The sequence below is a fragment of the Salinarimonas ramus genome, assembly GCF_014645695.1.
GTDB classification, from domain to species: domain Bacteria; phylum Pseudomonadota; class Alphaproteobacteria; order Rhizobiales; family Beijerinckiaceae; genus Salinarimonas; species Salinarimonas ramus.
The window spans coordinates 186,511-200,651 of record NZ_BMMF01000013.1 but is presented as its reverse complement, the minus strand read 5'-3'; the positions used below and the strand labels follow the sequence as shown (position 1 = coordinate 200,651).

The 14,141-nt window shown below is 74.8% G+C and carries 4 protein-coding genes; all 4 read right to left on the bottom strand.

Annotated features, from left to right (window positions below):
• Window positions 1-3: 3 nt before the first annotated feature.
• The 4 genes from IEX89_RS19970 to IEX89_RS19955 are packed head-to-tail and all read right to left on the bottom strand — an operon-like array spanning window position 4 to window position 14,090.
• Complete coding sequence (locus IEX89_RS19970; RefSeq protein ID WP_188915023.1) at window positions 4-3,228, bottom strand: non-ribosomal peptide synthetase; 3,225 nt, start codon at window positions 3,226-3,228, stop codon at window positions 4-6.
• Window positions 3,225-7,496 (bottom strand): AMP-binding protein, encoded by a 4,272-nt coding sequence (locus IEX89_RS19965; protein ID WP_188915022.1) that lies wholly within the window; start codon window positions 7,494-7,496, stop codon window positions 3,225-3,227. The genes IEX89_RS19970 and IEX89_RS19965 overlap by 4 nt, the downstream gene beginning before the upstream one ends.
• The gene (locus IEX89_RS19960; protein ID WP_188915021.1) at window positions 7,486-8,502 is read right to left on the bottom strand and encodes a TauD/TfdA family dioxygenase; all 1,017 of its coding nucleotides are present in this window, start codon (window positions 8,500-8,502) and stop codon (window positions 7,486-7,488) included. Before IEX89_RS19960 ends, IEX89_RS19965 begins: the two co-directional genes overlap by 11 nt.
• Window positions 8,499-14,090 carry a type I polyketide synthase gene (locus tag IEX89_RS19955; RefSeq protein ID WP_188915020.1) on the bottom strand — a complete coding sequence of 1,864 codons (5,592 nt, stop codon included), beginning with the start codon at window positions 14,088-14,090 and terminating at the stop codon, window positions 8,499-8,501. Before IEX89_RS19955 ends, IEX89_RS19960 begins: the two co-directional genes overlap by 4 nt.
• Between the last annotated feature and the right edge of the window lie 51 nt (window positions 14,091-14,141).

The following is a 14,141-nucleotide window of genomic DNA, read 5'->3' as shown; positions in this document are numbered from 1 at the left end:
GACTCACGCCGTACCGCCCTCGCGCGCCGGTCCGATCTCGGCGAGGAGCGCCGCGCGCTCCTGTGGGTCGAGGGCCGCGAGCTCGGCGTCGAGCACGACGTCGAGCATGGCCTCGACCGTGCGGGCGTTGAAGAGGGCGCGCAGCGAGATCTCCACGTCGAAGCGCTGACGCAGGCGTGCCGCGATCTGGACCAGGAGGAGCGAGTGGCCGCCGAGCGCGAAGAAGTCCTCGGTGACGCCGATGTCGGGGATGCCCAGCACCTCCGACCAGATCTCGGCGACGATGCCCTCCTCCTCCGTCCGCGGCGCGACCCGCTCCGGCCCCGCGCCGCGAGCCCGGTCGTCGGCCGCGAGAGAGGCGAGGGCGCGGCGGTCGAGCTTGCCGTTCGGGGAGAGCGGCAGGCGCTCGTGCATGACGAAGGCCGTCGGCACCATCGCCTCCGGCAGCACGCGGGCGAGGCGCGCGGCGAGCGTATCCGGCGTCGAGTCGGCGCCTTTCGGCACCACGTGCCCGACGAGGCGCGGGCTCCCGTCCGGGCCGGGGGAGAGCGTCACCGCCGCCTCCGCGACCTCGTCGAGCGCGGCGAGCGCGGCCTCGATCTCGCCGAGCTCGATGCGCATGCCGCGCAGCTTGACCTGCCCGTCGCGGCGCCCTCGATAGAGCAGGGCGCCGTCGGAGCGGCGCCGGGCGAGGTCGCCCGTCCGGTACATCCGCGCGCCGGGCGTTTGCGCAAAGGGGTCGGGAAGGAAGCGCTCGGCGGTGAGGCCCGGCCGGCCGAGATAGCCGCGCGCGAGGTTCACGCCGCCGATGTGGAGCTCGCCCGTGCCGCCGCGCCGGACGGGCTGCAGGTCGCGGTCGAGCACGTGGAGCGCCGTGTTGGCGATGGCTCGCCCGATGGGCGGCTCGGGGGTGTCTTCGTCGCGGGCGCAATCGTGAGCGCTGACATCGATGGCGGCTTCCGCGGGGCCGTAGAGATTGTGCAGGCTCGCGGTCAGGCGTGCGTGCGCCCGGTCGCGATCGGCCCCCGTGAGCGCCTCGCCGCTGCAGATGACGCGACGCAGCGAGCGGCAGGACTCGACGCTTGGCGCGGCGAGGAAGGCGCGCAGCATCGAGGGCACGAAATGGCAGAGCGTGACGCGCTGCGCGACGATCAGGTCGCGCAGATAGTCCGGATCGCGATGCCCGCCCGGCGCCGCGATCACCATGGTCGCGCCCTCGGTCAGCGGCCAGATCAGCTCCCAGACGGAGACGTCGAAGGTCGTCGGCGTCTTGTGCAGGACCCGCTCGCCCGGCCCGATCGGGTAGGCGGCCTGCATCCAGTCGAGCCGGTTCTGCAGGCCGGCCCAGGTGTTGACCACGGCCTTCGGCCGGCCGGTGGAGCCCGACGTGAAGATCGCGTAGGCCGCGCCCTCGGGCTCCGGCTCGGGGAGGGCGAGCGGGCCCCCGGGCGCGCGTGCCAGGTCCGCCGGGCCGAGGCGGTGGACGGGGACGCCCGCCGCCGCGACGCGATCCGCGTGGGCGTCGGTGGTCAGCACGCGTACGGCGCCCGCCTCGGCGAGGAGGCCTGCCAGTCGCTCCGGCGCGTCCTGCGGGTCGAGGGGCAGGTAGACCGCGCCGGCGCGCATCGTCGCGAGGATCGCCAGCGGCAGGAGCGCGCCGCGCTCGAGGAGGAGCGCGACGATGTCTTCGCGCCCCACGCCGGCCGCGACGAGATCGCTCGCGAGCGCGCCCGAGGCGTCCCACAGAGCGCCGTAGGTGACATTGCCCTCCTCGGAGACGAGGGCGATCGCGGCCGGGTCCTGCTCTTCGATCCGGCGCAGGAGCGGGCGGCGATCCGCGAAGTCCGTTGCGGTGGCGTTCACGTCGTTTACGAGGAAATCCGCGTAAGCCGCATCCGCGAGCGCGATTTCGCCGAGGCGGCGGGTGGGGTCTCCAGACAACGCCCGGATTGCCGTCTCGAAGGCGGCGGCGAGGGCGGAGGCGGTCTCGCCGTCGATGCGCTCGGGATCGTGCACGACGAGGATCTGCTCCGGCGAGCCGAGCTGGACGCCGACGTTGAGGGCGAAGTTGGTCTGGTCGACGAAGCGATAGTCGCGCACCGCGAGATCCGCGAAGCGATCGACGCTGCCGGCGAGGCTCGTGCCTTCGAGAACGAGGATGTGGTCGAAGAGCGGCTGGTCGGCGGGGATGGGCGAGGCGGCACGCAGGTCCGCGAGGGGCACGTGGGCGTGCTCCTCGGCGGCGGCGAGCCTCTCGGCGACGAGGCCGAGCCATTCCCCGACGCACGCGTCCGACGGCACCGGCAGGCCGAGGGGAACCGTCTCCAGGAAGAGCCCGACGATGGTCTCGACGCCCGGCAGGTCGGCAGGGCGACCGGACGCGGTGAGGCCGAAGAGCGCCGTCTCGCCCCCGGTCTCGCGGGAGACGACGAGCGCCCACGCCGCGGCGAGGATCGTCGCCTCGGTGACGCCGCGGGCGGCCGCCGCGCGCCGCAGCGCCGCGGCCGTGTCGCCGGAGAGCGGCCGCACGTGCTCGACGAGGGCCGCCTCCGGCGCGGCGCCGGCGACGTCGGGCGGCACCATCGGCGTCGGCGCCGTCGCGGCCGCCAGCGTCTCGCGCCAGAAGTCGCGATCCGTTGCGGTGTCGCGCCGTGCGAGCCAGTCGACGTAGTCCTGGAACGGGCGCGCCGGCGCGAGCGCGGCGCCTCGCCCCGCGGCGCCGTCCCGCTCGGCGGCATAGAGCGTGGAAAGCTCGTCGATGGCGAGCGCCATGGACCAGCCGTCCATGAGCAGGTGATGCCGCGTCCAGACGAGAAGATGATCCTCGGCCGAGGCGCGCACCAGCGAGACCCGCATGAGCGGCGCCTCGTCCGGCGCGAAGGCCGTGGCGCGATCCTCCTCCAGGAAGGCCGCCTCGCGCACCGCGCGCTCGGTCGCGGGCAGCGCCGACCAGTCGAGGATCCGGAAGGGCAGGGCGACTTGCCCCTTCACCACCTGGAGCGGCTCGTCGAGACCCTGCGTCGCGTAGGCGGTGCGCAGCGCCGGATGGCGCGCGAGAAGCGCCGCGAAGGCGCGCTCCAGCGCCTGCGCGTCGAGCGGGCCCGCGAGCCGGCAGCTCAGCTGCCCGACGAAGGTCCCTGCGGCGCCGGCGCTCGAGTAGAGCAGCATCGCCGCCTGCATCGGCGTGAGGCCGTAGATCGCCTCCGCGTCGTCGAACACGCCCGTCATGAGCCCTCCTCGGCACCGAGCGTGTCGGCAAGCGCGGCCAGGCGCGCGACGTGATCGGAGGCGAGCCGCGCGATCGTGCCCGCGTCGTAGGCGCCGGCCGGGTAGCGCCAATGGAGCCGCAGCCGGCCCGTGACGATCTCGGCGTCGATCTCGAGAAGGCACCGGCGCGGGATGGCGGGATCGCGCTCGCGCCCGGTGGGCCCGTCCTCGACCGTGAAGAGCGCGTCCGGGGCGGTGGTCTCGTCCGTGCGGCCGAGGAAGTTGAACAACACCTCGCCGCTCGTCGTCGGCGTCGAGCGTAGCCCGTAGCCGAAGCCGTCGTCGGGCACGCGCTCGATCTGGTCGAGCAGCGCGCGCAGCCGTGCGGGACCCGGGCTACCGGGCACGCGCAGGACGACGGGATGGATCGTCGTGAACCATCCGACCGTGCTCTCGGTCGACACCCCGGCGACGGCGTCGGCCCGGCCGTGATGCTCGCGGTCGACGCGGATGGTGTCACTCCCCGTGAAGCCCGCCAGCGTCTCGGCGAGGGTCGCCGTGAGGATCGCGTCGAGGCCGCTGCTCAAAGCCCCGGGCGCGCGCCGGGCGAGGCTCTCGGTCTGCTCCGGCGAAAGGGACGCCACGTGGTCGGCGACGTCGCCTTCGCGGTTCGCGGCATCCGTCCCGTCCCGCGGGAGGGCCGGGACGGCAATCGCGTCCTGCTCGGCCCAGAAGGGCTCGCCGAGCCGGTCGGGCGCGAGATCGCGGATGCGTGCGGCGTAGGTCGTGAACGAGCCCGCCGACGCCGGCCATGCGATCGGCCGGTTCTCGCGCAGGGCACGATAAGCGAAATCGAGGTCCTCCATGACGATCCGCCAGGAGGCGGCGTCCATGACGAGGTGGTGCGCCACGGCGAGGAGGAGGTCCGGCATGTCCGCGCCGCGCCGCACGAGCGCGAGGCGGGCGTGGCGGCCGGCGGCGGGGTCGAGGCCGGCATGCAGGCGCTCCCAGGCGCCCGCCTCGATGCCGGCCCGCGCCGCCTGCGGCACGCGGGCGAGGTCGTAGAGGAGCGGCGGCTCGACGATCGCCGGCCCCGGCCGCTGCCGCCAGCCCTCCGGCGTCTCCTCGAAGCGCAGCCGCAGGGCCTCGTGGCGGGAGACGACCTCGGCGAAGGCTCGCTCGAGCAGCGCGAGATCGAGGGGCTCGCGGGCGGCGACGCGCAGCGTCTGATCGTAGCGCGCGGGGATGCCGCCCGCGCGCTCGACGAGCCAGGCCTGGAGCGGCGTCAGCGGTGCGGCTTCGACTACGGGCGCGCTCTCGTCCGGCGCGGCGGGGGACTGCACCGCGATGCGCGGGGCGGCGTCGAGGAGCGCCGCGATGGTCGGATGCTTGAGCAGCATGCGCGGGCTCGCGTCGATGCCCGCCTGGCGCATGCGCGTCGCGGCGCGCAGAGCGAGCAGCGAATCGCCGCCCAGCCGGAAGAAATCGTCGTCGATGCCGACCTCGCCGCATTTCAGGAGCTCGGACCAGATCGCGGCCACCCGCGCCTCCAGCGCGTCGCGCGGCGGTCGCGAGCGCGTCTGCCGGGACGCCTCGACCGGGTCCGGGAGGGCGGCGCGGTCGAGCTTGCCGGTGCGCCCGCGCGGGAGCGCGTCGAGGGTGACGAAGGCGTGCGGGCGCATCCAGGCGGGCAGCGCCGCGACGGCCGCCTCGTAGCGCGCAGCCTCGCCGTCACGCGGCACGACGTAGGCGACGAGCCGCCCGTCCCGCACGGTCGCCGCGGCGGCGCGGATCGTGGGCTCGGCCAGGAGCCGCGCCTCGATCTCTTCGAGCTCGATGCGGTGGCCGCGCACCTTCACCTGGTTGTCCGTGCGGCCCTGGTAGAGGATGCGGCCGTCGCCCGTGAGCATGCCGCGATCGCCGACGCGGTAGAGGCGCGCGCCCGGCGTGCTCGCGTCCGGGTCCGGCAGGAAGCGCTGCGCGGTCTCGGCCGGGCGGCCCGCATAGCCGCGCGCGAGGCCCGGCCCGGCGATGACGATCTCCCCCGGCACGCCCGGTGGGAGCGGGCGCAGCGCGCGATCGACGACACGCACCGTCATGCCGGGCACGGCGCGCCCGATGCTGACGCGTGTGCCCGGCTCCCGGTCGAGGCGCGCCGCGCTGCACCAGACGGTCGCCTCGGTGGGCCCGTACTCGTTCTCGAGCCGCGCGTGCGGGAGGAGCGCGCGATGGCGCTCCACCAGGGCCGCCGGGCAGGCTTCGCCGGCGACCACGACGACGGCGAGGCTGTCGAGATCGCCGGGCGCCGCCGCTTCGAGAACGGCGTCGTAGAGGCCCGGCAGCATGAGGGTGTGCGTGACGCGGTGCTCGCGCACGAGCCGCGCCAGCGCGCCCGCGTCCTCGGCCTCCGCGTCGGTGGGCAGCACCACGGTGCCGCCGGTGGCGAGCGTCCAGTAGAGGCCGGCCACCGAGCTGTCGAAGCCGAGCGGCGAGACGACGAGGAAGCGCGCAGGGTCGGCGCCGTAATGCCGTGTTCGGATAGCGGTCGAGGCCGCGAGGCCCGCATGGGTGACGCAAACGGCTTTGGGCGTGCCGGTGGAGCCGCTGGTGAAGAGAAGATAGGCGAGATCGCCCGGCGCACGCTCGGGGACGTCCGCGGCGGCGCCCTCGATCGCCGCGATCTCGTGGACCGGGTCCGCCGCGCGACGCATCTGCGACAGGCGCGCCTCCGGCAGCGCCGGGTCGAAGGGCGTGTAGGGCCGTCCGGCGCGCCAGGCGCCGATCATGGCGCAGAGCGCGTCCGGGCCGCGGGGGAGTCGCACGGCGACCGGCCGCTCGTCCGCGCCCGCAGGGGCGGGTATAGCGCTCGCCACGAGACCGGCGCGACGCCAGAGGTCCGCGTAGCTCAGCGTCGTCTCGCCCTGGACGATCGCGGGCGCGCCGCCGTCGCGCGCGACCTGCGCGGCGATCCGCTGCGGCAGGAGGTCGGCCGGCGCCTCTCCGGCAGGACCGTCGCCGAGGGCGACGAACTCGGCCCGGCTCTCCGCGTCGAGCCAGTCGAGCGCATCGACCGGCGCCTCGCGATCCGCCGCTGCGGCCGCAGCGAGGGCGGCGAACATGCGCCCGAGCCGCCGGGCGGCGGCGACGTCGAAGGCGTCCGTGGCAGCGAGGACGAGGAGCCGCCGCGTTTGCGGCTCGATACGCAGCACGAGAGTGGGGGCGTCCGGCTCGGGATCGAGCCGGATTATCCGTGCGTCCGCCGGCTCGGGCACGATCTCCACGCCGATCGCGAGGCGCGGCGCTGGCGCGTCGCCGAGGCCCGCCTCCCACAGGTGCTGCCGCTCCGTCACGCGGCGGATCTCGTCCTCGGCCGCCCGCTCCCAGGCGGCGAAGCCGTCGGCCCGGCCGCGGTCGAGGCGAAGCGGCAGCCAGCGGGCGAGGGGGCCGACGACCGCACGCAGGTCCTCGATGTCGCGGCCGTCCCGCCGCAGGGCGACGAACGCGTCCTCGCCGCCGGCGCAGCGCGAGGCGAAAAGCGACGCGAGCGTCACGATCGCGGCCGGGGAGGGTGCGCGCGCCGACCAGCACGCGGGCCAGTCGATCTCGATCACGTGCCGGCGGGTGCCGTTGCGGCTCGCCAGCTCCGGGAACGCGAGCGGCGCGTCCCCGAGCTCGGCCGCGCGCGTGCGCCAGAAGGCGATATGGGCGGCCGCGTCCGGCTCCTCCGGGAGGCTCGCCGCCCATTCGGCGACGTCGGCGTATTGCAGCGCTTCCGCCGGCGCGGTCTCTGCGGACAGCCAGCTGGAGAGCAGGCGCAGGCCGTCGCCGTCGAGCAAGTGCGCGCCCCCGGAGAGCACCAGCCAGGCGCCCTGCGGCGTCCGCAGCACCCGCGCTTCGACCGAGGGCGTGCGCGTCGGGTCGCAGGGCTCTTGCGCGATCGCGTCGATGCGCGCGGAGAGTGCATCCGCGTCGAGCGCGTCCGCGTCGATCTCCTCGACCGGCAGGGGTGCCGCGACAACGTCGTCGATCACCTGCTGGGGCATGCGCGACCAGGCCGGCACCCGGCAGGCCGTGCGCAGGATCTCCAGATCCGCCACGCAGCGCGCCCAGCGTTCCGCAAGGACTCCCGTGTCCGCGCCGGACTCCAGCCGCCGCACCAGCGTCAGGCGGGGCACGGCACCCTCGGGATAGCGGCGGAACAGCCGCTCCTGCTGCGGCGAGAGCCGGAACCCGGCGGCGTCCTCGACCGGGCCGGCCGCCTCGCTCGTCGTCATCGCCTCACCCGTCATGAGGCTCGGCCATGGCGACGAGGGTGCGCCGCTCGCCCGTATAGGGCTGGCGGCCGTGGGCGACGCTCATGTTGTCGACGAGCAGGATGTCGCCCGCCTCCCAGGGGAAGCGCCGCTCCTCGGCGTGGTAGGCGGCGAGCACCTCCTCCACGACCGCGACCGGGATCTCCGAGCCGTCGCCGAAGGTGGTGGCGTAGGGCATGCGGTCCGAGCCGAGCTCGGCCTCGAGCGCGTCGCGATCCGGGCCGGCATAGGCGCTGACGTGGAAGAAGGCGGCGTGGTTGAACCACACCCGCTCCCCGCTCGCGGGATGCCGACGGATGGCCGGGCGGGTCTGGCGCGTGGCGAGCCGGTCGTCCTCGCCCCACTCGAACGCGATGGCGTTCTCCCGGCAGAAGGCCTCGACCTCGGCGCGGTCCTCGGTCTGGAAGACCTCCTGCCAGGGCAGGCCGAAGCCGTCGTTGAACCGCCGCACGAGGGTGAAGCCCGCCTCCTCGAAGCGCGCCACGGTCTGCGGCGAGAGCCGATCGAGCACGCGCGCGACGTTGGCGAGCGGGGTCTCGCCCCCGCTCTCGGCGGCCACGCCGCAGGCGAAATAGAGCTTCAGCGGCCAGCGGCGCCAATAGGTGCCCTCGTTGTGCAGCTCGATGCGGCGGTCCGCGGGGTAGCTCGTGGACGTGTAGAGCTTCTTGCCGAGCGCCTCCCGCGGCGTCGTGCGGTCCTTGTAGTCGAGAAGGCTGTTGTCGCTCGTCGCCGCTACGAAATCGGAGAGCTGATCGGCCGATTGCCGGTCGAAGCCGCGGAAGAGCAGCGCCTTGTGCCGCGCCAGCAGCGCCGCGACGTGATCGCGGCTCGTCTGCGCCCAGCCGACGAGATCGACGCCGGCGGCCTTGGGCGTCACCAGCCCCGGCCACCACCCCTCCGTGCCGAGGGGGCGGCACTCCACGAGATCGCTGGCGCTGGACTGGAGTGCGCGACGCTTGACGGCGCCAGGTCCGGTTCTCATCGGTCGATCCCCCGAGCTGCGGAGCGCGTCGTGCGGCGCGCCGAGGCGAGGCGGCGGCGCTGCGTCTCGGCGAAGTGCTCCGTGTTCTTCTGGTCGGCGTCCCTGCGGATGTCTTCGCAGAGGCTCAGCATGTCCGCAACCGCCGAGCTCGGCTCGGCGAGGCTGCGCTCCAGGATGCGCGAGAAGGCGCTCGCGAGCGCCTCGGCGGTCTGCGCCCGGTAGGTGGCGCGGGCGAATTCGAGATGCCCGATGAGGCCCTCAGCCTCGGGCTCGAGCACGAGCGCGAGGGGAATGCGCGCCGGCCGGTCCGGCAGGCGGATCGGGGTGACGCGCAGATCGTCGTCGAGGTTCTTCGGCGCGGCATGGGTGAGGAGCGTCATCCACGCCCGGAAGGTCGTCGCGCCCGCGGGACGGCCCAGCGCGTCGAGAACGCTCTCGAAGGGCGTTCCGCCGTGAGCGTGAGCGGCGGCGACTGTCTCGCCGGCGCGTGCCACGAGGTGAGCGAAGGTCTCGCCCTCGGCGAGCGAGAGCCGCAGCGTCGCCGGGTTGACGAAATAGCCGACGATTTCCTCGCTCTGCGGTTCGGTACGCCCCGCGAGCGGCGTGCCGACGGCGATGTCGCGTGCCCCGCCGAGGCCGCAGAGCGCCGTCTGGAACGCCGAAAGCAGCCAGACGTAGGGCGTCGTGCCGTGCGCCGCCGCCGCGGTCCGTAGCCGCGCGAGCGTCCGAGGCGCGATCTCGACGGCGACGACGCCGCCGGCATGCGGGTCCTCCGCCGCATCCGCCTCGGCGTCCGACGGGAGGGGCGGGGCGTCCGGCAGGTCTGCGAGCGTGCGGCGCCAATAGGCGAGATCCGCCTCGAGCTCGGCCCGCGTCGCCCGCGCGACGCAGATGTCGGCGAACTGGACCGGCGCGGGCTCCGCCTGTGGCGCGCCGGTGCGCGCCGCGCGGTAGAGGCGGCCCAGATCGTCGAGGAGGAGGCCGATGGACCAATCGTCGACGACGATATGGTGGACGGCGAGGAGCAGCGTGTGGCGATCGGGCCCGTGCCGCAGCAGCATGGCGCGCCAGAGCCGTCCTTCCGCGAGGTCGAAGGGGCGGGCGAAGAACGCGTCGCGCGGTCCGGTGACTTCCTCCGGCGCGTCGACGACATCGAGCCGGGTTTCCGCCGGCGCAGGGTCGACGATCTGGTGCGGCACGCCGTCGAGGACGACGAAGCGCGTGCGCAAGGGCTCGTGACGCGCCGCGAGCGCGCCGAGCGCGCGCCCGAGAGCCGCGACGTCGAGGGGGCCTTCGACGGCATAGGCGGCATTCACCGCGAAGTTGGAGCGGCCCGGCGACATCTGCTCGGCGACCCAGATGCGGCGCTGGCCCGGCAGGATCGGCAGGGGCGCGGAGCGGTCGGCGCGGATCGCGGGTTCGGCCTGCGCGGTCGCCGGAGTGCCGGCGGCCTCGCGGAGCGCGGCGAGCGTCGGGGCCGCGAGGAAGTCGGCGAGCCCCATCTCGACGCCCGTGGTGCGCCGGATCCGCGCCAGCACCTGCAGCGCGAGGAGCGAGGAGCCGCCGAGCGCGAAGAAGTTCTCGTCGTCCGCGCAGGCCTCGATGCCGAGCACCTCGCACCACGCCGCGTCGACCGGGCTCGCGGCCGGCGCCGCCTCGTCCAGGCGTGCCGGCGTATCACCGGAGATCTCCGCCGTGGACGCCGCCGCGACCCAGCGCGCGCGGCGTGGTGCATAGGCGTTCGCCGTGACGACGAGCGTGCCGGCGTGCCCGTGCGTCGCCGCTCCGATCAGGCGGCGGAAGGTGGCGTCGCCCGTCGTGGCGGTGAGCGCGTCGCGGGCGTTCGCCGCGGGATCGAGGTCGAACGCGTCGAGATCGGCGGCGAGCCAGGGGCGGCCGAGGCGGGCCTGCGCCTCCGCAATCTGGTCGAGAACCGCGTTCGCCGCCGCGTAGGCGCCGTAGGCGATGCCGCCGAGACGCGTGGAGAGCGAGGATACGAGGAGGCAGAAGTCGATCGCGACGCCCTCCAGCGCCTCCACCAGCGCCGTCGTCCCCGCGATCTTCGCCGGGGCGTGGCGCGCATACGCCTCCGCGACCGCTCCGGCGAGCGGCTCGAAGCCGGACCGGTCGAGGCTGCCGGCGGCGTGGATCACGCCCGCGAGCCGGCCGTGCCGGGCCAGGATGGTCGAGACGGTGTCGCGAAGCGTGCCCTCGGCGCCGACGTCGCCGACGAGCGCATGCACGCGGGCGTTCGGGAGCTCCGGTGCCGCGCCGCCCGTCCGCGAGAGCAAGTAGATGTCGACGCCGCCTTCGCTCGCGAGCGCGGCGACGGCCCGCGCCGCGAGGCCGCCCACGCCGCCGTGCCCGCCGGTGATCAGGATCGGACCACCGATGCGCGGCGGTTCGGTCGCCTCTTTGAGGGGCTCCTCCACCGGGAGCCAGCGCCGGCCGGCGCGGTAGGCGACGAGCGGCGCGGGCGCTCCCGCCGCGAGATCGTGCGCCAGGAGCGCGGCGGCGGCAGCCGGGTCGTCGACATCCGCGATGGCGAGGGTGACGTTCGGATGCTCGAGCGGCAGGCAGCGCAAGGCGCCGAGGGCGAGAGCCGCATTCGGGTCGAGGCGCTCGGCGCCGGTGACGTCGAAGAGGCCCGACGCCTGCCAGGCGATGGCGAGGGGGTGCGCGCTCCCCCGCGTCTCGGCGGCTCGTGCCGACGCGGCGACGCGGGCGAGGGGATCGCCGCCGGCGCCGACGAGGACGATGCCGGCGGTTTCCGATGTCGCGTCGGCTACGATCCGATCGAGCGGCAGCACCTCGGCCTGTGCGCCTAGCGCCCGTAGCGCCTCCGCGATGGCGGTATCGGCACCGTTCCCGGACGCCTCGACCAGCCAGCGGCCGTCGAGCCGGCCTTCGCGTGGCGCGCGGCGGGGATCGCGCCGCCAGCCGGGAACGAGGATCTGCGGCAGGCGCGGCTCCTCCATCGGGCGCATGCGGGCGGGGGCCGGGTCGAGCCAATGGCGCTCGCGGGCGAAACGATAGGGCGGAAGGTCGACGACGCGCGGCTCCGAAACGTCGTCCAGCGCCCCCCAGTCGACCTCGGCGCCGGAGACCCAGGCCGCACCCGCCGCCTCCAGCACGGCGGCGACCTCGTCGCGGCGCTCCTGCGGCGGCGGGAGAAGGGCGTGCGCTCCCACAGCCTCGGCGAAGGCCGGGTGGCGGCGCGCCAGCGAGGACAGCACGCGCCCCGGGCCGGCTTCGAGGAGGATCGCCGGCCCCTCTGCGAGCAGGGTCCCGATGCCGTCCGCGAAGCGCACCGGCGCGCGCAGCTGCCGGCACCAGTAGTCCGGCGACGTCGCATCGGCATCCGAGAGAATGCCGCCGGTGAGGTTCGAGACGACAGGGATGCGCGGCGGGCGCAGCGCGGTGCGCGCGAGCTCGGCGCGGAAGGCGTCGAGCATCGGCTCCATCATGGCCGAATGGAAGGCGTGGGAAGTGGCGAGCGGCAGGCAGGCGTGGCCCGCCGCCTCCAATGCCGCGACGCTGGCGGAGACGTCCTGCGGCGGGCCGGAGATCACGGTGCTCTCGCGCGCGTTCAGCGCCGCGATGGCGGTGGCACCGCGCAGGTGGCGCGCGACCGTCTCGGCATCCGCGCCGACGGCGACCATGCGCCCGGTCGGCAGCGCCTGCATCAGCGCGCCGCGCCGGGCGACGAGGCGAAGGCCGTCGGCGAAGGAGAACACACCGGCCATGCAGGCGGCGGCGTACTCGCCGAGGCTGTGACCGATGATCATGTCCGGTGCGACGCCGACGCTCTGCAGGAGCCGCGCGCAAGCGACGTCGCAGGCGAAGACGAGCGGCTGGGTCAGGCGCGTCTGCGCCAGCTCCTCGGGCGTGCCGGCGGCCATCAGGCGGCGGACGTCCTCGCCCAGCAGCGGCGTCAGGATCGCCGCCGCCTCGTCGATCGCCTCGCGATAGCCGGCGAAGCGCTCGTATAGCCCGCTTCCCATCCCGGGATACTGCGCGCCCTGGCCCGGCATCAGGAAGACGCGTCGCGCCGGCTTGTCCGCGGGCGACGCGATGCGCGGCGCGGGGGCGCCTCCGGCGAAAGGCGTCTCGTCCGGCCCGGCGATGCGAACGTGGCGGCAGCGCAGCCCGGCTTCGGTCCGGCGCAGCGTGAAGGTGAGATCGTCGGGGTCGGGCGCGTCGCGCGCGACCATGTCCGCGAGATCGTCGAGCCGGTGAGCCAGTGCCTCGGGCGAGGCGGCCGCGACGGGGAAGATCCGCGCCCCCGCGACGGCGCGCGCCGACCGCGCCGCGCGCTGCGGCGGGGCCTCGAGCACCATGTGCACGTTGCTTCCGCCGATCCCGAACGAGCTCACCCCCGCGACCGCGCCGGGGGCGAGCGGCAATGCGTGATCGTGGACGCGAAAGCCGCGATCGGCGAGGCCGAGCAGCGGGTTGGGCGCCGCGAAATTCACCTGCGGCGGCAGGAGCCGGTTTTGCAGCGCCAGCGCCGCCTTGATCAGCCCGGCCGCGCCGGCCACCGTGTCGGTGTGGCCGATATTGGCCTTCACCGAGCCGAGCGGGCAGGGCGCCGCGCGGCGCGCTCCCGCGAAGACCGTTGCGAGCGCGGAGACCTCCACCGCGTCGCCGAGCGCCGTTCCCGTACCGTGCGTCTCGATGAAGGCGACATCGGCGGGGTCGCAGCCCGCCACCGCGAGGGCCTCGGCGACGGCGCCGATCTGGCCGGATTCGCTGGGTGCCGTGAAGCCGAGCTTGTCCGCGCCGTCGTTGTTCACCGCCGAGCCGCGGATCACCGCATGGATGCGGTCCCCGCTCGCCAGCGCGTCGTCGAGGCGGCGCAGGGCGAGCATCGCCACGCCGTCGCCGAAGACGGTGCCGGCGGCGTTCGCGTCGAAGGGGCGGCAATGCCCGTCGGGCGATTCGATGCCGTCGGGCTCGTAGCGGTACCCGGCGCGCCGCGGCAGGCGCAGCGAGGACGCGCCGGCCAGCGCCATGTCGGTCTCGCCGAGGAGGAGGCTCTGGCAGGCGAGGTGGACCGCGACGAGCGCCGTCGAGCAGGCGGTCTGCACCGCGACGGCCGCGCCCTTCAGCCCGAGCCTGTAGGCGATGCGCGTCGCCGCGAAGTCCTTGTCGTTGCCCACATAGGAGAGGAATTGCTCGGAGGGGTCGTCGTTCGCGTATTCCAGGTCGCGCCAGAAATGGGCGTTCGCTCCGGTACCCGCATAGACCCCCACCACCCCCGGCAGGGTCGCTGGCGCGTAGCCGGCGTCGCCCAACGCATGATAGGCGCATTCGAGGAGGAGGCGCTGCTGCGGGTCGGTGCGGCGCGCCTCGGACGGCGTCGTGCCGAAGAACGCCGCGTCGAATCGGTCGGCGTCCTCCAGATAGCCGGCGACGGGGACGTAGGCGGGATCGTCGAGGAGGCGGGCGGGCACGCCGTCGGCCAGCATCTCGTCGCGCGCGAATCGGGTCAGGCATTCCTCGCCGGCGACGAGACGCCGCCAGAACGCCCGGCGGTCGGGGCAGCCCGGCAAGCGGCATCCGATACCGACGATCGCGATCTGCATGGATGCCCGGCCCCCGACTTCCCGCCGGAGACTATTCAGCGACCGTGCGCG

Bases quoted from the DNA above. Each gene is read 5' to 3' on its own strand.
- IEX89_RS19970 (WP_188915023.1), bottom strand. From the start codon at position 3,228: ATGACGGGCGTGTTCGACGACGCGGAGGCGATCTACGGCCTCACGCCG.
- IEX89_RS19965 (WP_188915022.1), bottom strand. From the start codon at position 7,496: ATGACGGGTGAGGCGATGACGACGAGCGAGGCGGCCGGCCCGGTCGAG.
- IEX89_RS19960 (WP_188915021.1), bottom strand. From the start codon at position 8,502: ATGAGAACCGGACCTGGCGCCGTCAAGCGTCGCGCACTCCAGTCCAGC.
- IEX89_RS19955 (WP_188915020.1), bottom strand. From the start codon at position 14,090: ATGCAGATCGCGATCGTCGGTATCGGATGCCGCTTGCCGGGCTGCCCC.